The 23,845-nt window shown below is 66.8% G+C and carries 21 protein-coding genes; 9 read left to right on the top strand and 12 right to left on the bottom strand.

Annotated elements, in window-relative coordinates; translation table 11 throughout:
- Positions 1-53 precede the first annotated feature (53 nt).
- On the top strand, positions 54-1,037 hold the full coding sequence (gene glk, locus L1787_RS15625; RefSeq protein ID WP_235709758.1) for a glucokinase: 984 nt from the start codon (positions 54-56) through the stop codon (positions 1,035-1,037).
- Between the two features lie 9 nt (positions 1,038-1,046).
- On the opposite strand, the gene L1787_RS15620 is transcribed toward glk, so the two are convergent.
- Entirely contained in the window at positions 1,047-2,135 is a 1,089-nt protein-coding gene (locus tag L1787_RS15620) for an ABC transporter ATP-binding protein (RefSeq protein ID WP_235709757.1), read from the bottom strand.
- A 64-nt stretch (positions 2,136-2,199) separates the two neighbouring features.
- Complete coding sequence (locus L1787_RS15615) at positions 2,200-2,556, bottom strand: hypothetical protein (RefSeq protein WP_235709756.1); 357 nt, start codon at positions 2,554-2,556, stop codon at positions 2,200-2,202.
- A 231-nt stretch (positions 2,557-2,787) separates the two neighbouring features.
- Here L1787_RS15615 and L1787_RS15610 point away from each other — a divergent pair, with 231 nt between their 5' ends.
- A complete protein-coding gene (locus tag L1787_RS15610; RefSeq protein ID WP_235709755.1) occupies positions 2,788-3,270 on the top strand; it encodes a flavodoxin family protein in 483 nt (160 codons plus the stop codon).
- A gap of 11 nt (positions 3,271-3,281) precedes the next feature.
- Here L1787_RS15610 and ppsA read toward each other — a convergent pair whose 3' ends face one another.
- Positions 3,282-5,681 (bottom strand): phosphoenolpyruvate synthase, encoded by a 2,400-nt coding sequence (gene ppsA / locus L1787_RS15605; protein ID WP_235710062.1) that lies wholly within the window; start codon positions 5,679-5,681, stop codon positions 3,282-3,284.
- A gap of 210 nt (positions 5,682-5,891) precedes the next feature.
- Here ppsA and L1787_RS15600 point away from each other — a divergent pair, with 210 nt between their 5' ends.
- A complete protein-coding gene (locus L1787_RS15600) occupies positions 5,892-6,656 on the top strand; it encodes a VIT1/CCC1 transporter family protein (protein ID WP_235709754.1) in 765 nt (254 codons plus the stop codon).
- A 19-nt stretch (positions 6,657-6,675) separates the two neighbouring features.
- On the opposite strand, the gene L1787_RS15595 is transcribed toward L1787_RS15600, so the two are convergent.
- Positions 6,676-7,284, bottom strand: coding sequence for a helix-turn-helix domain-containing protein (locus L1787_RS15595; protein WP_235709753.1), 609 nt, complete (start codon positions 7,282-7,284; stop codon positions 6,676-6,678).
- 210 nt (positions 7,285-7,494) lie between these two features.
- Between L1787_RS15595 and L1787_RS15590 the strand changes: the two genes are divergently transcribed.
- Positions 7,495-8,259 (top strand): response regulator, encoded by a 765-nt coding sequence (locus tag L1787_RS15590; protein WP_235709752.1) that lies wholly within the window; start codon positions 7,495-7,497, stop codon positions 8,257-8,259.
- 103 nt (positions 8,260-8,362) lie between these two features.
- On the top strand, positions 8,363-9,013 hold the full coding sequence (locus tag L1787_RS15585; RefSeq protein WP_235709751.1) for a BON domain-containing protein: 651 nt from the start codon (positions 8,363-8,365) through the stop codon (positions 9,011-9,013).
- 46 nt (positions 9,014-9,059) lie between these two features.
- On the opposite strand, the gene L1787_RS15580 is transcribed toward L1787_RS15585, so the two are convergent.
- The 4 genes from L1787_RS15580 to L1787_RS15565 form a co-directional block, all read right to left on the bottom strand.
- Positions 9,060-11,027: a PAS domain-containing hybrid sensor histidine kinase/response regulator family protein gene (locus L1787_RS15580; protein ID WP_235709750.1), complete on the bottom strand. Its 1,968-nt coding sequence runs from the start codon at positions 11,025-11,027 to the stop codon at positions 9,060-9,062.
- Between the two features lie 145 nt (positions 11,028-11,172).
- Positions 11,173-11,658: an Hsp20/alpha crystallin family protein gene (locus L1787_RS15575; RefSeq protein ID WP_235709749.1), complete on the bottom strand. Its 486-nt coding sequence runs from the start codon at positions 11,656-11,658 to the stop codon at positions 11,173-11,175.
- 115 nt (positions 11,659-11,773) lie between these two features.
- Entirely contained in the window at positions 11,774-12,481 is a 708-nt protein-coding gene (locus L1787_RS15570) for a YrhK family protein (RefSeq protein WP_235709748.1), read from the bottom strand.
- A 123-nt stretch (positions 12,482-12,604) separates the two neighbouring features.
- Entirely contained in the window at positions 12,605-13,963 is a 1,359-nt protein-coding gene (locus tag L1787_RS15565; protein WP_235709747.1) for a formimidoylglutamate deiminase, read from the bottom strand.
- Positions 13,964-14,411: 448 nt separating this feature from the next.
- On the opposite strand from L1787_RS15565, the gene L1787_RS15560 reads away from it, so the two are divergent.
- From L1787_RS15560 to L1787_RS15545, 4 genes are all read left to right on the top strand, one after another.
- Positions 14,412-16,355 (top strand): DUF3604 domain-containing protein, encoded by a 1,944-nt coding sequence (locus L1787_RS15560; RefSeq protein WP_235709746.1) that lies wholly within the window; start codon positions 14,412-14,414, stop codon positions 16,353-16,355.
- Positions 16,356-16,457: 102 nt separating this feature from the next.
- On the top strand, positions 16,458-17,321 hold the full coding sequence (locus tag L1787_RS15555; RefSeq protein WP_235709745.1) for a peptidylprolyl isomerase: 864 nt from the start codon (positions 16,458-16,460) through the stop codon (positions 17,319-17,321).
- Positions 17,318-18,313: a HupE/UreJ family protein gene (locus L1787_RS15550; protein ID WP_235709744.1), complete on the top strand. Its 996-nt coding sequence runs from the start codon at positions 17,318-17,320 to the stop codon at positions 18,311-18,313. Before L1787_RS15555 ends, L1787_RS15550 begins: the two co-directional genes overlap by 4 nt.
- Before the next feature lie 92 nt (positions 18,314-18,405).
- Positions 18,406-19,185 carry an alpha/beta hydrolase gene (locus L1787_RS15545; protein WP_235709743.1) on the top strand — a complete coding sequence of 260 codons (780 nt, stop codon included), beginning with the start codon at positions 18,406-18,408 and terminating at the stop codon, positions 19,183-19,185.
- Positions 19,186-19,200: 15 nt separating this feature from the next.
- On the opposite strand, the gene L1787_RS15540 is transcribed toward L1787_RS15545, so the two are convergent.
- The 4 genes from L1787_RS15540 to L1787_RS15525 all read right to left on the bottom strand — a co-directional run bounded on the left by L1787_RS15540 (position 19,201) and on the right by L1787_RS15525 (position 23,686).
- Complete coding sequence (locus tag L1787_RS15540; RefSeq protein WP_235709742.1) at positions 19,201-20,316, bottom strand: HlyD family secretion protein; 1,116 nt, start codon at positions 20,314-20,316, stop codon at positions 19,201-19,203.
- A gap of 4 nt (positions 20,317-20,320) precedes the next feature.
- A complete protein-coding gene (locus L1787_RS15535) occupies positions 20,321-20,632 on the bottom strand; it encodes a DUF3302 domain-containing protein (protein WP_235709741.1) in 312 nt (103 codons plus the stop codon).
- A 131-nt stretch (positions 20,633-20,763) separates the two neighbouring features.
- Complete coding sequence (gene clcA, locus L1787_RS15530; protein WP_235709740.1) at positions 20,764-22,185, bottom strand: H(+)/Cl(-) exchange transporter ClcA; 1,422 nt, start codon at positions 22,183-22,185, stop codon at positions 20,764-20,766.
- A gap of 79 nt (positions 22,186-22,264) precedes the next feature.
- Positions 22,265-23,686, bottom strand: a complete 1,422-nt coding sequence (locus L1787_RS15525; RefSeq protein WP_235709739.1) for an MFS transporter — start codon at positions 23,684-23,686, stop codon at positions 22,265-22,267.
- Positions 23,687-23,845 lie beyond the last annotated feature (159 nt).

The raw sequence follows: 23,845 nt of genomic DNA, 5'->3' as shown, positions 1-23,845 counted from the left end.
CGCGCCGAATTCGACATCGGCGTCGCAGAACGCCAGAGCACGGGAGAAACGCCATGCCATGGACCTCACGTGAGGCCTTGATCGGCGATATCGGCGGAACACACGCGCGGTTCGCCACCTGCGATCTCTTCGGCAACACCATCCGAAACCGCCGAACGCTGTCGACGAAGGCCTTCGCCAGCTTCGAGGACGCGTTGACCACCTATCTGAGCGAGACCGGCGTGCACGCCGCAACGGCGTGCCTCGCGGTCGCGGGGCCGGTGGAAAGCGGTGCCGCGCGGCTGACCAATGCGCCATGGTCGTTCAGCGAGGCGGACATTCGGCGGGTGGCGGGTGTGTTCGGCGCCCATCTCGTCAACGATTTCGAGGCTCTGGCGCGGGCGGTCCCCCAACTCGATCCCGACGATCTCGTCGCCATCAAGGCGGGACGCGCCGAGGACGGCGCGACGCTCGCGGTCCTCGGTCCGGGCACCGGCTTCGGCGTTGCGAGCCTCGTGCCGTGCGCCCGCGGCTGGACCGGGTTGCCCGGAGAGGGCGGACACATGACGTTCGGCGCGATCAATGAAGAAGAATGGGTCATCCACGATCACCTTTCGGCGCTTTACGATCACGTCTCGGTCGAGCGGGTGCTGTCCGGCGCCGGGTTGGAGGCGATCGACATCGCCTTCGGCGGACCGGGGCGCACTGCGCGGGAGATCGTGGAATCGGCGCGGCGCGGGGAGGGCGGCACGGCGCCGCGCACGCTGGACGCCTTCGTGCGGATCCTCGCCCGCGTCGCCGGCGACGTCGCCCTCGTGGTCGGCGCGACCGGCGGCGTCTTTCTCGGCGGCGGGATCGCTCCGAAAATCCTCGATTTCCTGGACAGCGAGGTGTTCCGCGCCGCCTTCGTCGCGAAGGGCCGCATGGCGCGTTATCTGAGCGACATCCCCGTTCATGTCATCACGGCGGCCGATGGCGGACTGCGCGGCGCGGCGGCCATCGTCCCGACGCTCGTGCCGGATGTCGCGCGGGTGGGGTGGGCGAACGTTCGGGCCTGACTGGCCGCCTCAGGCGCGCGGGCGGCCCGCCACCGTCAACGCCTCGTCGATCATGCCGTAGGAGACGCGGGCGATCTGCGTCGTGCGGAAGAAGTTGATCAGCACGTCCCACGGATCGGAAATGCGCTGCAGGCCGGAGATGAACACGACGAGCGTCGCAACGCTCGTCTGCTCGGCGATGACGAGATAGCCGCCGACGCACAGGACCATGATCGGCCCGAGCGCATCGAGAAAATTGCCGAGAAACGTGAGGAAATATTTGAGCCTGTAGATGATCATCCGCAGCGTGAAGATGTGGTTGGTGAGGATGTGCGCGAGCCGCGTCGACCCGTAACCGCCCGTGATCTGGACTTCCGTCGCGCCGAGCCGGCGCATCCGCTCGGTCTTGCGCTTGATGAGGCGGTTGATCTTGTGCTGCACCAGCGGCACGAGGACGGCCTGCGGCAGGTAGATCGCGACGGCGAGCACTGCGATCAGCGGCTCGATCCAGAGCATGTAGGCGAGGACCCAGAACATGGTGGAGATCTGAAGCGCCGGAACCGCGATGCTGTCGCTCGCAAATCCGCCGACATCCTCCGCCTCCGACAGGAGCATCGACACCATGGTGCCGACATTGGGCGGCGGCTCGGCCTCGCCCCCTGCGATATGAGGCCGGCTGACGCTGAGGATCTGAAGGCGCAGGCTTCGCGCCACCGTCTCGAGCACCAGCGCCTTTTGCATGTTCAGCGCGTATTTGAGGCCGCCCTGGATGAGGGAGATGGCGAGATAGACCGCGCCATAGAGGCCGATCAGCGAGAGCGAGCCGCCGGAAATCGCATCGTCGACGATCCGCCTCTGAAGCTCCAATGGCGCCATCGTGAGGGGCGCGATGACACAGGTGAAGGCGAGGATATGGATCTGCTGCCGGCTCGTCGTGCGCCACACATAAGCATAGAGCGTGCGGTGGGAGGCGAGGCTGCCGACAGGATGGCGGCGGCGCAAAACGTCCGCCAGATGGAGGCGATGCACCGACTGGGCGACGGCATCGGCGCGCTGCGCGCCGAGCCATCGGCGCCGTGCCGACCACGCGGAATGGGAGCCGTTGCGAGACGCTGTCACAAACCCTTACGCCTCTCCGACGCGATACACCGTTCTGTCGTCCGCCCCCACGGTCGACGCACGCCTATTCGATCGTGGGGGCGCGTTCCGGTCTCATCTTGGCGTCCATGTCGATCATCGCCTCGGCCGGCATGTGGGCGAGGATCCGGGGCGCGCGCTCGGCCTCCTGGAGGTAGTCGATCGATGTGAGGCGGCCGAACTCCATGACGCAGCCGAACGCCTCGCCATAGGAGTTGCAGCGTGAGAGCGCCGTCTGGAGATCGGCGTGACGGGAGATGCGCAGATTGACGAAATAGGCGATCTCCTTCGTCGCGGTGCTCATCACCCCGAACAGCGTCTTCGCCTCCGCCATGACGGGGGTGTCCCGTGCGAGGGTGAAGGGTGAGACGATGGGGAGCCATGGCGACTCGTGCTGCGGCATCGTTCCTGTCCTTCTCCCGCAATTCTCGCAAATGACGCTCCGCGCCTCGCGTGGAACGGACGGGGAGGATCGGCAGCCGGCGCTCCTGTCGGTTGACGACCGTCAATTGCGATGCGCGCGGAGCGTGGATTTTGTCGGGGCGGCGCAGTCGCTGCGGCGGCGCGTCCGCCGAAGGCCGTCACCGGCCCGCGTTCGGCAACCCCAAATCGGCCCGTGCGAGGAGTGTCACGCATGACGAAGGTGCTCGTCGTCTATTATTCCGAAACCGGTCACACGGCGCACGCGGCGCGCTATGTCGCGCATCGGCTTGGCGGCGTGCTGGAGCGCATCGTGCCGCTGTCGCGCGAGAGGCGGTCGAAATTCTCCAAGGTGATCGACGCTTTGATGCGCCGCGTCGGCGCGGTCCACAAGCCCGCGAAGAAGCCCGCCGATTTCCCGATCCTCGTCATCGCAACGCCGGTTTGGGCGGGCGCACTCCCGCCGCCCGTGCGCGGCTACCTCACCGAGGTGAGCGGGACGGTCGGCGATGTCGGCTTCATCGTGACGGGGGCGAGTGCCGGATCAGGCGGTGTGATGCGCGCCTTGCGCCATGCCGTCGGCCATGCGCCGATCGCCGAGGTGACGATCACCGACGCCGACCGGCGGAACGGCACCGAGGCGGCGAAGCTCGTCTCCTTCACCGATGCGCTCTCCGTGGAGCGCGCGGCGGCTTAGGCGGTCAGGTCTTAGGCCGGCGCCCGCACGCGGGCGAGTTCGCGTTCCGCTGCGGCGACCGAGGCCTTGACGGCGACGAAGCTGTCGGGCGTCACCGAAATGCTGTCGATCCCTTCACCGACGAGGAATTGGGCGAACGCCGGATGGTCGCTCGGCGCCTGACCGCATAATCCGATGACCGCGCCGGCGGCATGCGCCTCCCGGATCACGGTGGAGATCATCCAGCGCACCGCCTCGTCGTTCTCGTCGAAGATCGCCGCGAGACGCTCGGAATCGCGATCGACCCCGAGGGTGAGCTGGGTGAGGTCGTTGGAGCCGATCGAGAAGCCGTCGAAGCGCGAGGCGAACGACTTCGCGAGGACGACGTTCGACGGGATCTCGGCCATCACGAACACCTCGAGACCATCGTCGCCGCGCGCGAGGCCGTTCTCGGCCATCACGGCGAGAACCTTGTCGGCCTCGTTCACCGACCGGCAGAAGGGGACCATCACCGCGACATTCGTGAAGCCGATATGCTGGCGCAGCATCGCGATCGCGCGGCATTCGAGCGCGAACGCCGCGCGATAGGCGTCGGCCGCGTAGCGGGAGGCGCCGCGAAAGCCGAGCATCGGGTTCTCCTCCGCCGGCTCGAACGCGCTGCCGCCGAGGAGGCCGGCATATTCGTTGGTCTTGAAGTCGCTGAACCGGACGAGGCAGCGCTTCGGATGCGCGACGGCGGCGATCCGCGCGAGGCTCTGAGCAAGGCCCGTGACGAAATAGGCGCTCCGATCGTCGAACCCCTCGGTGAGGGCTTCGATCTGCTGACGCACCGCCTCATCGCGCACCGCCTCCATGCGGACGAGGGCCATCGGGTGCACCTTGATCCGGTTGGCGATCACGAACTCCATCCGCGCGAGCCCCACCCCGTCCGAAGGCAAGCGCCACCAGCGGAACGCGGCGTCCGGGTTGGCGAGATTGAGCATCACCTTCGTGGCGGTCTCGGGCAGATCGGTGAGGGACAGCGTCTCCGCCGTCACGCTCGCCGGGCCGTCATAGACGAACCCGGTGTCGCCTTCCGCACAGGACAGCGTGACGGTCTGGCCGGAATGAAGCCGCTCCGTCGCCGTGCCGGTGCCGACGAGCGCGGGCAGGCCGAGCTCGCGCGAGACGATCGCGGCGTGCGACGTGCGGCCGCCATGATCGGTGATGATCGCCGCCGCCCGTTTCATGACGGGAAGCCAGTCCGGGTCGGTGGTGTGCGTCACGAGGATCGCCCCGTCGACGAAATCGGCCTGATCGGCGACATTTTCGACGAGGCAGACCTCGCCCGTCACCACTTGCTCGCCGATCGCCACGCCCTCGAGGAGGGTCTTCCCCTTCGCGCCGATCCGGTAGGTGTGGAGGACGGAGGTATCCTCATGCGCGTGCACCGTCTCCGGCCGCGCCTGGACGATATAAAGTCGCCCGTTGGTGCCGTCGCGACCCCATTCGATGTCCATCGGGCAGCCATAATGCGCCTCGATCGCGACGGCCCATCGCGCGAGCGTCAGGATGTCCGCGTCGTCGAGGACGAGCTGCCGGCGCTCCGCCTTCGCGGTCGGCACGGTGCGCGTGCGCTCCCCGCCGGCGCCGTAGATCATCTTGATCGCCTTTTCGCCGCGCCGCTTCTCGGTGATCGGCACGCGGCGCGTGTCGGACAGAAGCGGCTTGTAGACGACGTATTCGTCTGGATCGACGATCCCCTGAACCACGGTTTCGCCGAGCCCCCAGGCCGCGTTGATCACGACGACGCGGTCGAAGCCGGTTTCGGGGTCGATGGTGAACATCACGCCGGAGCCGCCGATATCGGTCCGCACCATGAGCTGGACGCCGACCGAGAGCGCGACCGACAGATGATCGAACCCTTTCGTATCGCGATAGGCGATCGCGCGGGCGGTGAAGAGGGAGGCGAAGCAGCGCCTCACGGCATCGAGGAGGGGACCGGCGCCGGTGACATTGAGAAAGGTCTCCTGCTGCCCGGCGAAGCTCGCATCGGCGAGATCCTCGGCCGTCGCGCTCGACCGGACCGCGACGGCGACGTTCGGCTGGCCCTCCCGGCGGCAGAGTTCGTCATAGGCCTCGATGATGGTCGCGGCGAGCGCCTCGGGCCAGGGCGCGACCTCGATGAGGCGGCGGATCGCCCGTGCGATATCGGGGAGGGTTCCGCGCCGCGCCGCGAGGTCGTCGAGGAGGTCGCGCATCCGTGGCGCGAGGTCGTTTGCGGCGAGAAAGGACCGGTAGGCGGCGGCGGATGTCGCAAAGCCGGGCGGGACGGCGATCCCCTTCGGCGCGAGCGCCGCGATCATCTCGCCGAGCGAGGCGTTCTTGCCGCCGACGAGGGCGACGTCGCCGCGCCGCGCATTTTCCAACCAGACGATCACAGGGTCTTCCATGCCGCTCCTCCCCCAATTGGCGGGGTGTCCCGCCATCTGAAGCGTGACCGTCGGCCGGATGACCGGCTTGATGATGGTCAATCGCGCCGCCATGCGTGACATGTCGCCGGCCGGGGCGCGCGCACCGGGCCGATCGGAATTGACCGAGGTCAATGCCGGTTGTGCCCCGTCGTTTAGGGATCGGGTTTGCATCGCAATGGAGGCGGACTGTTGCTCGCTACGGTACGACGCCTCCTGCGCTCCCGGCTCTCCACCGGCTCCGATCTGCGCCACGACCACACGCCGGCCGCGATCCGCGCCCGTCTCACCGCCCCGACGGCCACCTCCTATGCCGCCGATGCGATCTATGGCGGCTTCGATGGGACCGTGACGACCTTCGCCGTCGTCGCCGGGGTCGCGGGCGCTTCGCTCTCTCCGGCGGTGACGCTCATCCTGGGGCTCGCCAATCTCGTCGCGGACGGCTTTTCGATGGCCTCCGGCGCCTATCTCAGCACCCGCGCCGAAGAGCAGCGTTATGCGGCGGTGCGCGAGTTCGAGGCGCGCTCGGTCGCGCGTGAGCCGGACGGGGAGCGTCGCGAGGTCCGCGAGATCCTTTATAAAATGGGCATTCGCGAGCCGAACCTTTCGGCGGCGACCGAGGCGGTGACGTCCAACGAGCGCGCCTGGGTCGACCTCATGCTCCTCGGCGAATATGGGCTCACCGCACAGCGGCGCACGTCGCTGCGGGCGGCGCTGACGACATTCGGCGCCTTCGTCCTGTTCGGCTCCGTCCCACTCATGCCGTTCGCGATCGGCCTGCCGTCGCCGTTCATGACGGCGGCGGTGATGACGGGGACGAGTTTCATCGGCCTCGGCATTCTGAAGGCATGGCACGCGCGGCGTTCGCTGCTGACGTCGATCCTCGAGACCTTCGCGATCGGCGCCGGCGCGGCCGGCCTCGCCTACGGTGTCGGTTGGCTGTTCGTGCTGATCTGACGCGACGGGGTGCCGGCGCTCAGGCGCAGAGCCTGCCTCTCGCGGCGCCGTCCCCGTCGTCATGGGCGAGGGTCTGAAGGGCGGGGCGGTCCTTGATCGTCACCGTGTCACTCCGTGGCAAGGTGATGATGCCGAGCGTTTTGAGGCGCGTCATCGCCCGGCTCACCGTTTCGATGGTGAGGCCGAGATAATCCGCCATTTCGCTGCGGCAGATCGGCAGGATGAACGTTTCCCCGCCGCCAGCCGACCGGGCCGACAGATCGAGAAGGCACGCCGCGACGCGGCCGATCGCGGTGCGGCTGCCGATCACCATGAGGCGGTCGCTGATCCGCATCAACTCAGAGGTGAGCGCCTCGAGCACGCGCCGGGCCGCTCCCGGATCGTCATCAATCGCCCGGTCGAGCGCGGCACGCGAGATGCGCCGCACCGTCGCCGGCCGGACCGCGACGGCGCTGACACCATAGGTCTCGCCGTATCCGACGCCGACGAGTTCCCCCTTGAAGCGCAATCCATGGATGAGCCGGCACCCGTCGAGCCCGGTTCGGTAAATGATGACGACTCCGCTCGCGATCTCGAAGATCGCGGCGGCGGGGTCGCCCTCGTGAAAAAGGTGTTCGTGGCTCGCCAATCGGATCGTGGGGGTTGGAAGGGCTGACCAGATCGGCTCTGCCACGCCAGGGCGAACGGAATTCGGAACGATCATTGTGCCGTCCTCAGGGAAACCGGGTCTCCGGCGGGACGCCCTTAAACCAGATCGACATCGCACGTATTTGCCTGCTACGTGGCGGACGTGTGGCATGTTGTAGTTGAGAGGTAAGGTCTCTTGTCAGAGAGGCGAATGTCTTCGATGCGTCAGCCATGCATCATGATCGTCGACGACGACCCCAAGGTCCGTTCGCTGCTGCGGCGGTCGCTGGAACAGGACGGCTTCGACGTCGACGAAGCGGCCGACGAAGAAGAGCTTTTGGCTCGGATGGCCCGGCGCCGCTATGATCTCATCACCCTCGACCTCAATCTCCCAGGCACGGACGGCTTCGAGATCGCCCGCAGATTGAGGCGAACCAGCGACACGCCGATCATCATGGTGACGGGAAAGGGCGATGTGATCGACCGGGTCGTAGGGCTCGAGATCGGGGCCGACGACTATCTCGTCAAACCGTTCCATATGCGCGAACTGCTCGCGAGGGTCCGCACGGTCCTGCGTCGAACCGCCAAGGCGCCGCACGAGGAGGAGGGCGAACGGGCGGAGGAAGCGGGCAGTTTCGGCTATGTGATCGGCGAGTTGAAATTGCTCGTCGGGGATCGTGTGTTGCTCGGACCGGATGGGCAGCCGATCCCGCTGACACAGGGCGAGTTCGCGATCCTCGCCGCACTCGCGCAAGCCAATGGCCGCGTCCTGACGCGGGACGCGCTGATCCTCACGCGGGGCGACGATGTCGATGCGTTCGACCGTGCGATCGACAGCACCGTCGCCCGGCTGCGCAAGAAGCTGCCGCCCGACACGATCGTGACCGTCCGGCAGGTCGGCTACAAGATCGGCGTCGCGACCGAGATCGCCACCTTTCGCAAGTCGACGTCCGGCATCCGCAGCATCTCGATCTGACGGCGGCTCGGCGGGCGGCCCGCGGCTTGACGGTTGTCAAGCGGTGGGCCGTCGCCGGGCAATTCACTTTCGTTCCGACAGGCCGGGCGAGGGAGCAGCCGCGATGCGCAGCGACAAGGACATCAAGACCGATATCTTGGCCGAACTCGAATGGGACCCCGAGGTCAATATGTCGGATATCGTGGTCTCGGTGGTCGACGGCGCGGTGACGCTGTCGGGCACCGTCTACACCTATCCGGAGCGAAAGGCGGCCGAACGCGCCGTCAAACGCGTGCGCGGGGTGGTTTCGATCGCGGAGGATATCCGGGTCGTGCTCGGGACGGTGCAGCCCTATGACGATAGCGCCCTCGCAAAGCGCATCGCCCACGTGCTCGAATGGGATCCGGCGCTGCCGCACGATAAGATCCAGGCCGAAGTGCGCGACGGCGCCGTGACCCTCAGCGGCGAAGTCGACTGGCACTTCCAGCGCGAGGTGGTGGAGGCGCACGTCGCGCGGATCGGCGGCGTGAAGTCGGTCAGCAACCTCCTGAAGGTCGTCCCGCACGCCGTAAAGTCGGAGGTGAAGCGCGAGATCGTGCGCGCGTTGCACCGCAATGCCGACCTCGAGGCGGCCAATCTCGATATCGACGTCAAAGACGGGGTCGTGCGGCTCGGCGGCGAGGTGAAGGCGCTCTACGAGAAAGAACTCGTGAAGGCGGCCGTCTGGAAGGCGCCCGGCGTCGTGGCGGTGGAGGACCACATCAAGGTCACCTGAGCGCGGGCGGGAGAGCCGCGCGCCGGCGCGGCCGCCTCGCGGGCTCTCAATCCGGCTTGTCGAGGATCGTGCGCACCGTGCGGGCCAATTTCTGCCTCGAATAGGGTTTGCGGAGCATTTCGCTCATCTCGGGCAGCATGTTCGTCTCGCGGGAGACGGTGTCTAGGCCGGCATAGCCGGAGGTGAAGAGGATGCGCAGCCTGGGCATCTCCGCCCGCGCGAGGCGCGCGAGCTCAAAGCCCGACATCCCGTCGCTCATGACGACATCGGTGAAGAGGAGATCGACGTGCGGCATCGTCCGCAACTGTCGCAACGCATCGGGACCGCTGCTCGCCTCCGCGGTCAAATATCCGATCTCCCTCAGACGGGCGACCGCGACGCGCCGGACACGCGGATCGTCCTCGACGACGAGGATCGTTTCGCCGCGCCCCATCTCGGCGGTGGTCTCGGCCTGAGCCGGACGGGCGCGCCGCCGTTCGTCCTCGGCGTGGGGAAGGTAGAGCGTGACGGTCGTGCCGCGGCCGCGGGCGCTGTCGATCTCCACATGGCCGTTGGACTGTTTGGCGAAACCGTAGACCATCGACAGGCCGAGCCCGTTGCCCGTGCCGAGCGGCTTCGTCGTGAAAAACGGCTCGAAGGCATGTTCGCGCGCCTCCTCGTCCATTCCCGCGCCGTTGTCGGTCACCTGGACCGCGATATAGCGGCCGAGTCGGACCTCGGGAAAGTTCCGCGCGTAGTTTGCATCGAGCTCGGTGTCGAAGACGGAAATCACGAGGCGGCCGCCGTCGGGCATCGCGTCGCGCGCATTGATCGCGAGGTTGATCAGCGCCGTTTGGAGCTGCGCCGCATCGACGACGGCTTTGCCCGGCGTGTCGCGGATGTCGAGGATGATCTCGATCTCGTCGCCGAGCGTCCGGCGCAGCATCGAGGCGACCCCGTCGACGAGTTCGGCAAGGTCGACCTCTTTGGGGTCGAGCGCTTGCTTGCGGCCGAATGCGAGGAGGCGCGCCGTGAGGTTGGTGCCGAGCTCGACCGCCTCCCGCGCTTCCTTGAGCGCGATGGGGTCGGGTCGTTCGGGGTGCGCCTCGATCAGCTCGAGATTTCCGGCGATCACCAAGAGAAGGTTGTTGAAGTCGTGCGCGATGCCGCCGGTCAGTTGGCCGATCGCCTCCATTTTCTGGGCCTGGCGCAACTCTTCCTCGATCCGCATACGGGCCGACAGGTCGCGAATGAAGCCGATAAAGACCCGGTGATTGGAGACCCGCGCCTCGCCCACCGAAAGCTCGACGGGGATGGTGATGCCGTCTTTCGTCTCGGCCTCCACGACGCGTCCGATCCCGATGATGCGCCGCTCTCCCGTGCGCAAATAACGTTCGAGATAGAGGTGGTGCTCCTCACGGTCGCCATGCGGCATCAACATGACGATGTTGCGCCCGATCGCGTCGGCCGCGTCATAGCCGAAGAGGAGTTCGGCCGAGCGGCTGAACGACTGGATGACGCCGTCTTTGTCGATGACGATCAGCGCGTCGGGCGCGGTGTCGAGGATGGCTTGCAGGAGCGCGGTCTGATGGCGCCCTATCGTGGTCGACCGTTCGGCGAGCGCCCGGGAGATCTGGTGCCGGATCGCGAGGATTGCCGTGCCCCACAGGACGGCGAGCGCGGCGATCCGGTAGATCATCGTTTCGATCGGACCGCTTGGCGGCGCGACCGGCGTCATTGCATAGCCGATCACGGAGCAGGCGCTTCCCGCGAGCGCGAGAATGATGGTGGCGCGCGGAGACGGCAGCCAGAAGGCCGCGAGGATCGGCACGGCATAGAGGATGGCAGTCGCGTATTGCCGGGGCAATGTGAGGTCGATGGCGAGGATCAGGCCGTTGGCGATGAGCCCGAGTGCAATCACCAGCGCCGATCGCCGCATGATCTCGCCGTCCCCAATATCGGCGGACCGGAGCGCTGAGACGTGCTGTTGTCCGGCGCCACGCTCGCCGTCCGTGTCGGTCGGTTTCTGCTCCATGTGCGCCACGGTCCATCAAACCCTGCCAATATACAGCCAAAACGGAGCGAACGCCCAGGGCGTTGACGGCCTCGACCAGCATGAGAGGCGCATGGAGGGACCATCGCCCCGGCGGGCGGCGCGCATCGGATCGCATCGGCCGGGGTCAGGCGGACGTTTCGATGGCGATCTTTTTCGACGAGGATTTGGCGAACTCGGCCGGCTTCGGAATGGTGATGGTGAGAACACCCTTTGCCATCTTCGCCTTGACGTCTTCCGCTTTGGTGCCCTCGGGAAGCTCGATCACCCGCGTGAAGGATCCGTATGTCCGCTCGGACAGATAGCAATTGTCGCTGTCCTTTTCCTCGCGTTCGGTCTTCTTCTCGCCTTTGATCGTCAGGACATTGTCGCTGACTTCGATCTGCACGTCTTTGTCTTCAAGGCCCGGCAACTCGGCCGACATCTCGATGCGCCCGTCCTTCTCGACGATATCCATGCGGGGCACGGAGACGCGTGGCCAATCGAAGGAAAGGCTCGGCCAGCCGCGATTGAAATCGGAGAAGACACGCTCGACCTCGCGCTGCAGGGAGACGAACGGGCTCACGTTCACCGGGACGGCGTCCGTGTGTTTCTTGAGGAATGGCAAGTTCATGACGGTGTGCCCTTCGATAGGGCCGCGCCCGCCTTGGGGCGGCCTGAACGGCAGGGATAGGGCAGGAGGGGCGGCCGGAATTGCGAATCGTCAATCGCGATTCAACGGCCGACCGTCAGGTTTCGGCCGCGGCGCGGATGACGATGAAGGCGCGCCAATAGTTGAAGACGCCGCCGAGAAAGAAAAGGGCGCTTCCGACCACATATTGCCAGGCGACGAACGCATCGATCATCCACGCGTCATCGGCATTGTCGACGGACCAGAGATAGGGAACAGACGCGACGGTAAACAACAGCGATCCCATCACGAAGGTGAGCGCGGTCAGGTTCATGAGCTGCAAGGTGATCATGCTGTCGGCTTGCGTGATCTGAAGCACATTGATCGTCGCCCCGACGATGAAGAGCACGCTGCCGATCACGAAGCACCACGCGCCCGCCGTGTTGAGCCCGACGATCGACAAAAAGAAGACGCTGCCCACTGTAAAGAGGATCGTGCCGGTGAGGTAGGCGACGGCGGCGCTGAACTCGAGCCGGTCCCAGACGGTCGGCGGCGCGTTCCGCTCCCGCGCGAGGCGCAGAACCTCCGCCATGTCGTGGCTCGTCACCAGAAGATAGAAGAGCGATCCGGCGATGAAGATCCACGCGCCGAGATCGGCATAGGCGCTCCAGCGCGGGAAAAAGCAGAAGCTGCCGGCGATGAACAAAAGCCCGCCGATTTTGTAGACGATCGCATTGATCGTCTCCCATTTGAACTCTTCGCGCAGGCTCGGCCGGTCGGCGAGCACAGCGTGAATGCGGGGCCGGTTGACGAAGAGATGGGGCACGCCGGCGCAATATTATAGAATTGAAATCATATTCATGGCGCGAGCCTAGCACGCGGAATCCAGTCGCCTCAAATCGTGTGCCGGCGGGGCGGCGATGGCAGACCGTCGCCGCGGTTGTGGCGGTCAGAGTGCGGCGCGCAGATCGGCGAGCGCACGGCGGTAGCGCGTTTCGATCGCCTCGCGCCGTTGGTGCCGCCCGTTGCGCACCAGGTGACGGCCGGCCGACCAGACATCGCTCACGCATCCATCGCCCGCCGCGAAGACGAACGCATCGAGACGCGTGTCGCCGGCAAGGCCCATGAGATCGACATCGTCGCCGCGAAGGCTGACGAGATCGGCGAGCGCGCCCGCCTCGATGCGGCCGCTTTGGCGCCGAGCGGCCTGGGCTCCGCCGGCGGCGACGGCCTCCCAGAGCCGGCGGCCGGTCGAGCGGGCCCGTTCGGCGAGCATCGCGCGGCCGCGATGATGGAGGCGCTGGGTGTGCTCCAGCGTGCGCAGCTCCTCGGCGAGGCGGATGCGGATATTGGAATCGGAGCCGACGCCGATGCGTCCGCCCGCGCCGAGATAGCGGACGCCATCGAAAATCCCGTCACCGAGATTGCTTTCGGTGATCGGACAGAGGCCGGCGACCGCGCCCGTGGCGGCGAGCGCGACCGTCTCCTCCGGGGTCATCTGGGTCGAATGGATGAGGCACCAACGCGGATCGACCGGCAGATTGGCGAGCGCCCAGGTGACGGGGCGCGCTCCGAGCGCGGCTTCGACCTCCTTCACCTCGGCGACCTGCTCGGCAAGGTGCATATGGATCGGGCCGTCCGCGAGGAGGCCGAGCGCCTCGCGCATCGACGCCGGGGCGACGGCGCGCAAAGAGTGGATCGCGAGGCCGAGGCCCGCGTCGGGGAGGGGGGCGAGTGCGGTCTTGGCGGCGTCGATCAGGCGGGCGAACGCGTCGAGCGTGTTGCCGAAGCGGATTTGACCGGCCGTGAGGGGGCGCCCATCGCAGCCGCCCTGCTGGTAGAGGACGGGCAGCAGCGTCAATCCGATCCCCGATTGAGCGGCGGCGGCGGCGATCCGCTCGGACATCTCGCCGAGCCGGGCATAGGCCGCGCCGCCCGGTGCGTGGTGGATATAATGGAACTCGACGCTGGCGCCGTACCCGGCCTCCAGCATCTCCATCTGCACGAAGGCGGCGATCGCCTCCACATGATCGGGTGTCAGGCGGTCGAGAAAACGGAACATGAGCTGCCGCCACGTCCAGAAGCTGTCGGCCGGATCCGGCCCGCGGAACTCGGTGAGCCCTGCCATCGCGCGCTGAAAGGCGTGGCTGTGAAGGTTCGCGGGTGCCGGAAGGAGAGCGTCGACGCGGAGCCCATCCGGCGCGGCGTTCGGGGTGACGGAGGCGATGCGCCCGCCATCGATGACGATCGCGACATCGCGTGCCCAGCCGCCCGGTAGGAGCGCCTCGCTGGCAAAGATCCGGTCCATTCGGCCCCCTCGACCGTCATGCCCACCGTCGCATGTCGGCGCGGCGGCGCGCCGGCATGACGGTGTTGCCGATAACGTTATCCCGCGCAGGCCGAGAGCGCACGCGCCGGCAGCGAGGCCGCCGCAACGCGCCGTGTCGCGTGACCGGGCGTGGATGCTCGTCTTGCCGGGGAACGTGTGATATACTTGCGGTATATTGAGTTTTGTTGTTGCTCTTGTGCAAGTCGGGGCGCCGATGATCGCATAGCGACCCGATTTTCACATGAATATCGAGGCGAGTGACAGTATTCGGGCAAGCGGGATGCCGAGGGGCTGATGGCGGGGCCGTCGGCCGCGTCGCCGGCTGGGGCGACGCGTCGGTGCGTTGGTTCGGCCGACCCCATGGGTGCGCGGACCGCGGTCCGGGTTCGGGTTACGACTGAGGCAACATTATTGCGGGGCTGGAATCATGTTTCGGATCGCAACGCTCATCGGGCTCGCCGCTTCCTTTTCCGTCGCGGCTCAGGCGCAGACCACACCACCGGTCGACACCGTCGCCGGCACACTCAAGGGCCGGCCCTATTCGCCATATGCCGACCGCGCCTATCCGACCAACGTCTATTTCGGCGACACCCATGTCCACACCGGCCTTTCGGCCGATGCCGGGGGCTCCGGGACGACCTTGATGCCGCGCGACGCCTATCGCTACGCGCGCGGCGATCAGATCATGACGAACACCGGTCAGCCGCTCAAAGTGCGCGTCCCGTTCGATTTTTACGTCGTGACCGATCATTCCGACGCGCTCGGCGCGATCCGCGACATCATCGATGGGGCGCCCAACATCATGGCCGACCCGACAGGCCGCGCCTATCACGAGGACTTCAATGCCGGCGGCGAGACGGCGGCCCGCGCGATGTTCCGCCTGATCGGGCAGTTCTCGCAGGGTGAGCTCAGCGATGCGCTCAATTATCAACCCGGCAATTCCGCTTATGCGCGGACCTGGAACGACATCATCGCCGCCGCGGAGGAGTTCAACGATCCCGGCGTGTTCACGACGTTCGTCGGGTTCGAGTGGACCTCTCCCGTGAGGGGCAACAACCTCCACCGGAACGTGATCTTTCGCGACGGGGCGGAGCGGGCTGGCCGCGTCGTGCCCTACACCACCACGCCGCCGCTCGGCTCGCCCGACCCGCGCGATCTGTGGGCCTGGATGGAGAATTACGAGGCGACCACCGGCGGCGATGTGACGGCGATCCCCCACAACGGCAACCTGTCGAACGGGATGATGTTCGCGCTGGTGGATGATTTCGCCGACGGCGCGCCGCTCGACGCGGAATATGCCGAAGCGCGGCAAAAATGGGAGAGACTTTACGAGGTGACGCAGATGAAGGGCACGGGCGAGGCCCATCCGCTGCTGTCGCCGGAGGATCGCTTCGCCGATTTCGAGTTGTGGGACGTCGGCAATCTCGATTTCTCGCAGGCGGTTACGCCGGCGATGCTGCCGGGGAGTTACGCCCGCGCCGCCCTCAAATCGGGCCTTGCCCTCGAAAGCCAGATCGGCGTCAATCCGTTCAAGTTCGGTATGGTCGGCGCGTCCGACACGCACACGGCATTCTCGAGCCCGGACGAGGACTCCTTCTTCGGCAAGTTCGCGAGTTACGAGCCGTCACCCGACCGGGTGATCAAGGATGGCGCGTTGCACGTCTCCGGCAAAAGCGCCGACGACAGCTTCAAGATCTACACCTGGCAATATTCCGCCTCCGGCCTCACCGCGGTGTGGGCCGAGGAGAACACGCGCGGCGCGATCTTCGACGCGATGGAGCGGCGCGAGGCCTACGCGACGACGGGGCCGCGTATGCGTGTGCGCCTCTTCGGCGGTTGGACCTTCAAGGAGGAGGACGCCGTTCGGCGCGATCTCGCGCAACTCGGATACGACAATGGCGTGCCGATGGGCGCCGACCTTCCCGCCGCGCCGGAGGGCGCCCGGGCGCCGACCTTCCTCGTCTATGCCTTGCGTGATCCGATGGGTGCGAACCTCGATCGCATCCAGATGATCAAAGGCTGGCTCGATGCCGACGGCACGCCGCAGGAGCGCATTTATGACGTCGCCTGGTCGGACGGGCGCAGCCGCGATGCGGACGGCCGGCTGCCGCCGGTCGGCAACACGGTCGATCTGTCGCTTCCGAGCTGGACGAACACCATCGGCGCGGCCGAACTCGGCACGGTGTGGACCGACCCGGATTTCGATCCGTCCCTCAAGGCGTTCTATTATGCCCGCGTGATCGAGATCCCGACGCCGCGCTGGACCGCCTATGACGCGGTGAAATTCCATCTCGACATCCCCGAGTCCGTGCCGCTGACCATCCAGGAGCGCGCCTATACCGCGCCGATCTGGTACCAGCCCGCGCGGTGAGGCCGTCGGTGGGGCGCTGCGGGCAGCCCGGCCCGCGCACCTCGTCATGGCCGCGTGAATGCGTCATGATCCCCGGACCCGTCACGCTTTGTTGGAGGCGTCATGGTTTTCGGCAAGGTTTGGAAGTCGCCTCTTCTGCACTTTTTTGCGCTCGGTGCGATACTCTTTGCCGGCTTCGCCGTGGTGAGCGGCGAACCGGCCGCGTCTCCTCCAGACCGGATCGATCTTTCCGCCGACCAGGCGCGGCGGCTCGCCGCCGAATTCACCGCCATATGGAACCGGCCGCCGAGCGAGGCGGAGCTCGATCGGCTGATCGCCGACTGGGCGCGTGAAGAGGCCTTCGTCCGCGAAGCGCTCGCGCTCGGTCTCGACAAGGACGACGCGGTGATCCGCCAACGCCTCGCGCTGAAAATGCAATTTCTTGCCGAATCCGGCGCGGCGGCGATGGAGCCCGACGAGGCGACACTCGCGGCCTATCTCGCCGACAATCGTGAGGAATTCACGCGCCCCGCGCGGTTCGCGTTCGAGCAGATCTTGCTGCCCGATGGGGCGACGGAGGCCGATATCGCCGCAATTCGCGAGATGGCCGGCGATACCGATCCCGCCACTCTCGGCGAGCGAACGATGCTGCCGGCCTCGCTCTCCCTCACGCCCGCGCCCGCCATCGACAGGGCATTCGGCGAAGGGTTCGCCGCAGCGCTCGCGGCGCAGCCGGTCGGTGCATGGGGCGGGCCGGTCGAGAGCGGGTACGGTGCGCACCTCGTCCGCGTCAACGATCGCTCGGAGCCGGCTCTGCCGCCTCTCGCCGACATTCGCGAGACCGTCGCCCAAACCTGGCGCGCCGAGCAGGCGGACGAGATGCGGGAGGCCTTCACCGCCGCACTGCTCAGCCGTTACACCCTCGACCTTCCGGCCGCCGACGCGGTGCTCGCCATTCCGTCCCCCGGCGACGTTCTCGCCCGATGAGAAGCCGGCTCACATGGCTCCTCGTCCTCTGGCTCTGGTTTCCTGCGAGCGCGTTCGCCCACGCCCTCGACCCCGCCTATCTGGACCTGTCGGCCCTCGGTAACGATCGTTGGCGGATCCTCTGGCGCGTACCGGATGTGGCCGGCCGGCCGATGCCGCTCGCCGTTCGGCTACCGGACCACTGCGACGGTGACGCGCCGGCGTCGCCCGCCGATGACGGGCGGGCGTGGACGATGGGATGGATCGCGACCTGTCCGGGTGGTCTCGCCGGTGGACCGATCGCGATCATTGGCCTCGACGGAACCCGCACGGATGCACTCGTTCGTTACGAACCGGTGCCGGGCGAGCGGGTGGTGCACCGTCTCACCGCCTCGGAGCCTGGTTTCGTGGTGCCGGTGGAGGCTGGTCCGCTCAGCGTCTTCACGAGCTATGTCGGGCTCGGTGTCACGCATATTCTGGAGGGCGTCGATCATCTTCTCTTCGTGTTGGCGCTCGTTCTCCTGATCCGAGACCGGGCGCGGCTGTTGTGGGCCGTCACCGCCTTCACCCTCGCGCACAGCCTGACATTGGGACTTGCTTCGCTGGGGTGGCTCGATCTGCCGCCGCCGCCGGTCGAGGCCGTGATCGCGCTGTCCATCGTCTTCCTCGCCTACGAGCTCGCTTTGCCGCCGGAGCGGCGCGACCCGTTGGCGATCCGTTATCCGTGGATCCTCGCCTTCGGGTTCGGCCTCATTCATGGGCTCGGCTTTGCCGGGGCGCTGCGCGAGATCGGCTTTCCCGCGGGCGATGTTCCGCTCGCGCTCTTCGCGTTCAATGTGGGGGTCGAACTCGGTCAGGTCGTCTTCATCGTGGCCGTGTTGCTTCTCTGGGCCACCGTCCGGCATGTCGCTCCGGCGGTCCAGCGACATGCGGGGACGATGTCGCGCATCGCAAGCTATGCGATCGGGAGTGTCGCGGCGTTCTGGGTCATCGAGCGCGTCGCGGCGTTCTGACGACAATGTGAGGCGCTTGTGTCGAGGCACGGGGCGGCGCGAACGCGGCCGTGCCGCCATGTCCATGGGATCATGTCAACCGGAGCCGGATCATGAACGTTGTCGCCGTCGCTCTTGCGATCACCACGCTCGTCTCTCTCGCCCCAACGCTGGCGCTCGCCCAAGCGGCGCCCTTGAAGAACATCGTCCTCGTCCACGGCGCCTGGGTGGACGCGTCCGGCTGGAGGCCGGTCTACGAGATCCTGAACCGCGAAGGCTATCGCGTCTCGATGGTCGAGGAGCCGGAGACCTCGTTCGCCGAGGACGTCGCGGCGACGAAACGGGTTCTCGACCGGCAGGACGGGCCGACCTTACTCGTCGGGCACAGCTATGGCGGCTCGGTGATCACCGAGGCGGGCGTTCATCCGAAGGTCGCCGGTCTCGTCTATGTCGCCGCCCATGCGCCCGATATCGGGGAGGACGAGGCCGCCCTCGGTGCGCGAATGCCGAGTGTCCTCGGCAAGACGAAAGGGGCGATCATCAAGACGCCGGACGGGTTTACCTATCTCGATCCGACGCTTTTTCCGAAGCTCTTCGCGCCGGATCTTCCTGAGGCCGAGGCCGCGTTCATCGCCGCCTCTCAGGTCTATGCCGCCGCGTCCGTCTTCTCGACACCGCTCACCGAAGCGGCGTGGAAGACCAAGCCGAGCTGGGGCATCGTCGCCGGGGACGATCAGATCATCAGCCCCGCGCTCGAACGGTTCTATTATGAGCGCGCGAAGAGCGACTGGATCGTCATCGCCGGGGCGAGCCATGCGGTCTACCTCTCGCACCCCGACGAGGTGGCGGACGTCATCATGAAGGCGGCGGCGTCTTTCGGCGAGATCAAGTGATCCGCGCGGCGGATCTCACGCCACGATGTAGTTCAGCCAACTCTTCATCCGCAGCAAGATCTTGCGGATGATGGCGATCGCGGTGAGGTGGTCGCTGTAGACGGCGACCTGCGCGCTCGATCCGGGAAGCAATTCCGTTACCGGAATATCGGTTTCAAGGGCCAGGCGCACGATCGCATCGTTCGGTCCCCCGGCGTCATAGGCGAGGAGCGTACCGGAGGCCGAGAGCTGGCCTTGGGCGATCGCGGCCTGCAACACGTCGATCCGGGCGGGGAACACCCGTCCGGGCAGCGACGGGAAGATCACCTCCGCCGATTGGCCGACGGTGAGACGCGACAGCACGTTCTGCGGAAAGGCCGCGGCGAAGATGGGGTGATCGGTGTCAACGAACACCATCGTGTTGGTGCCCGGCCCGACCGTCATCCCGTTGCGCAGGAAGAGCTGAAGCACATACCCGTTGCTCGGCGCCTTGACGTTGCTCTGTTCGAGATTGAACTCGGCCGATTGCACGTCCGCTTGCAGCGCGGCGACGCTGGTGTTCACGCCGCCGATCTCCGAGCCGAAGGCGAGGCGGGCACGTTCGGCCGCGGCCTCGGCGGCGGCGAGCGATTGCTGAGCGGCCTCGAGGTTGCGGGTCGCGGTGTCGACCGCGGCCTGGGCGACCACGTCGCGTGACAAAAGTTCGGCCTGGCGTCTGTAGGTCTCTTGGGCGAGCGTGACCTCCGCCTTCGCCTTTTCGGCGGCGGCCTCCGCCTGGTTTTTGCTGGCTTCGAGCTCCTTCACCCCCTGTTCGGCCTCGGCGAGAGCGGCGCGGCGCTGATCGAGCTGATACTGGAATGGCCGCGGATCGATCCGAAAGAGGCTCGTCCCCGTCTCGATGGGCTCGTTGGGCGTCACGGCGACGTCGACGATCTGACCGGACACCGTCGGAATGATCGGCGTCGTGTAGAAATAAAGCCGCGCGCGTGCGCTGAACGGGTGATTGAAGTTGAGCGCGAGGATGAGCCCGCCGACGATGACGACCGCCCCGAGCGATGCCGTCGTCACCGTCCACTGGTTGAGCGGAATCCGCAGGATCTTGAAGATCGCGACGCAGAGCGCGGCGTAGCCGAGAAGGAGGAGGACGGCCATCGGACTATCCCCGCTCGCTTTCGAGCCGGGCGACGCGCTGTTCGAGCGCATCGAGCGACGCGGTGGACGATGCCGACGATGTGCCGAAGCCCCAGCCGGTGTCCGGCCGATAGAGCAGCGCCCAGATCCACAAAAAGGGCCACAGCACACCGAGCGTGAAGAGGCTGAGCCACGTCGCCGCCCCGATCGCCTCGCGATGGGGATGGTTGCGCCGCTTCGCGATCGCATAAGGCACGCCGTAAACGCCGACGATGCCGTAGATCAACAAGAGCGTGATGACGACGAGAATGATGAGCGCCACAGTGTCGAGTGTCATGGCCATCCCCTTCCTCGGCGAGGCTGACGCCAAGTCATGGGCATGGCGCCATCGGTGCGCCTATTCTACCATCAGCTGCTCGATCATCTTATCGAATTCTGCGGTGACCAACGCCGAGTTTGGTTCAAGCGTCACCGTTGGTCCCACCCTCCGATCGCGTTCTTCTGCTCGTCGGTCTTTCCGGTGGCGGCTTCGTCCGGGACCGGCGTGCCGGAGAGGCGGAGCGTGCGTTCGAGGAGGACTTCGTAGATCGGCCGCCCGCCGAGCCGGTCGGCCACGATATTGGCGACGAGGCAGGTGATGATGCCCGGTACGAGGATCGAATACGCCCCCGTAAGCTCGGCGAGGAGCACGACGCCGACGAGGGGAGCGCGAACCGTCGCCGAGAACAAGCCGCCCATCGCCGCGACTGCGAGCGCCGGCAACATCCCATCTGGAAGCGGCACATAGACGTCGAGGACGAGGCCGTAAAAGAGGCCGATCGCGGTCGCGAGGGCGAGGATCGGCGCGAAGATACCCCCCGGCGCGCCGATCGAATAGCTCGCCATCGTCATGACGAAGCGGATGAGGACGACGGCTGCGATCGTGATCAGCGGCATGTGTTCGGTGGTGAGCGTCACGGCGAGCGCTTCGCCGCCCTGCGTCGCCTCCGGCACGACGATCAGAAGAACGCCGATGACGAAACCGACGATTGCCGGCAGGACATAGAAGGACACGCGACTGCCGAAGGCGAGCGCCTGGTCCATCGCCCGCACGAGGCAGTGGTTGAAGGCGACGCCGACGAAGCCGAGCAGGATGCCGAGGCCGATGAAGGCGGGCAAGCTGCTGATCGCGATGTCCGGTACCTCGATCATCATGAACGGGCGCCGGCCGGTCAGCGCCTCGGTCACGACGCCGCTCGCGACGGAGGCGATCATCACTGCCGAGTAGGTTTTTAAAGAATAGGGAAATTGCCGGCGCGTCTCCTCGATGACGAAGAGGATCGAGGCGAGCGGCGCACCGAATGCGGCGGCAAGCCCGGCCGCCGCGCCCGCCGCGAGAAGGCCGCGCGTGTCGCGCGGTCCGAGGCCGAGCCGTTCGGACGCGCCCTGTGCGATCGATGCGCCCATGTGGATCGTTGGCCCCTCGCGGCCCGCGACGAGGCCGGAGCCCAGCGAGAGAAAGCCGCCGAAGAATTTCGCGACGAGGACGCGCCGCCAGCGCACCTCGCGCAGTCCGGCCATCGCCCCCTCGATCTCCTGAACGCCCGATCCGCCCGCTTCCGGGGCGAGATTGCGCACGAGCGCGACCGACAGGACAACGAGCGTCGCGGAGACCGCGCCGGTGAGGAGCAGGAAATGCCCGAGATCGAGGTCGACCGCGCGATGCAGATATTTGGGCCACTCGAGGATCGCGTCGACGCCGAGATGGAGGGCGGTCCCGATGAGGCCCGTCATCGCGCCGACGAAGAGCGCGATCAGATAGTAAGTCGTATCGTTGCGGCGGCTGGGGTCGGCAGCCTGGGCCGAATGCGGGGCAGGTGACACGGACGCTTCGTTTGCCTCGTTCATCATGGGGCGGATCGTTCGCCGGAAGGGATGCCGGGTGTCCGGGTCTCGTGCCGCGAGGGGCCGCGGGGGCAAATGGCGTCACTCATTGCGGGCGTCCGGTCCGGCCGGTGCCCGCGGCTTTCGTGTTCGGCAGAAGCCACCACGCGGCGATCCATGCGACGAGGAAGACGCAAGCGGCGGCGGCGAAGCCGATGGAGGTGGCGTCCGCGCTCGCTTGATGATCCGGCGAACGTGTCGCGAGCGGGTCGGCGGACAGGATCACCGCGCCCATCATCGCGACACCGAGCGTGCCGCCGATCTGGCGCACCGTGAGGAGGAGGCCCGAGGCCTGATTGCGGTTGACGTCGGCCTCATGGGCGAGGGCATCGGTGCCGGGGGCCGGAACCGTCAGGCCGAAGGCGAACCCGCAGACGACGAGTGCGGGCACGATCAGGCTATAGTCGAGCAAGGTGAGGGCGAACGCCCAATAGCCCATACCGACGATGCAGAGCCCGAGCCCGATCAGGACGGGAGGGCGCAACCCCTTTTTGTCGTAAGCCCATCCGCCGACCTGGGACCCGACGAGCTGCGCCGCGGCCATCGGCAGGAGCGCGAGGCCGGCGCGCGTCGCGCCCATGCCGAGCACGTCCTGCAGATACATCGAGAAATAGAGCGCGACGCCGAGGATCGCGAAGCGCAGCACGAAGGCAATGAAAAGGTCGGTCGAGAGTTCTTTGTCGGCAAGGAGCCGCAGGTCGATGAGGGGCGGTTTGAAGTGCAGTGAGCGCATCGCGAAGAGGGTGCACGATGCAATGCCGACGGCCGCCGCGGCGAGCGTCGCCCCGGAGGTCCAGCCCCAGCTCGCGCCTTGCTGGAGGGCGAGGATCGTCGTCGCGATCCCCACCACCAGAAGGATCGCGTTGCGGATCGAGATCGGGATCGTGCGATCGGGATGGTTCGGTGGCTTCGAGACCGCGACGAGGACGAGGGAGGCGATGCCGAGCGGAATGTTCAGCCAGAAGACCGCCCGCCACGTGACGAACTCGGTGAGAAAGCCGCCGATGAGGGGGCCGAGCGCCAGAAAGATCTGGCCGATCCCGGTATAGACGGCCATCGCGCGTCCGGCGCTCGACTTGTCGAAGACGCTGAGCACGATCGCGGCGGACACCGGCATCATCAGCGCGGCGCCGATCCCTTGGAGCGCGCGAAAGGTGATCATCCACGCCTCGCCCCACGCATTCGTGGGCGCGAAGCCGCAGCCGATGGAGGCGAGGAAGAAGATCACGATGCCGGCGCGAAAGAGGACGACGCCGCCGAACTTGTCGCCTAATCGGCCGCCGATCGCGACGAATGCCGCCATCGCCAGGAGATAGGCGTTGACGATCCACTGTTGCCCGATGGGGCTGAGGTGGAGGTCGGAGCCGATCGTCGGCAGCGCGACGGCGACCACGGTCTGGTCGACGAGCACCATCGCGAGGGAGCCGGTCATCGCGATGAGCACGAGCCAGCGATTGTGCGCAAACATCAAAGGTCCGTCATGATGAGATGTCGGTGCCGTCGGCCCCCGATAGGCGCGAGCCTCGCCGATCGGCATGTTATGCGCCGGTCGGCGAGGCTGCGGGGATGGGGCCGGCTCACGCGGCGCGCGCGGCAATCCGAGAATGGTGGACGTCGATGCCGGCCC

Source organism: Acuticoccus kalidii, assembly GCF_021556395.1.
GTDB classification, from domain to species: Bacteria; Pseudomonadota; Alphaproteobacteria; order Rhizobiales; family Amorphaceae; genus Acuticoccus; species Acuticoccus kalidii.
The sequence above is the reverse complement of the archived record's forward strand: the minus strand, read 5'-3'. Positions and strand labels throughout refer to the sequence as shown.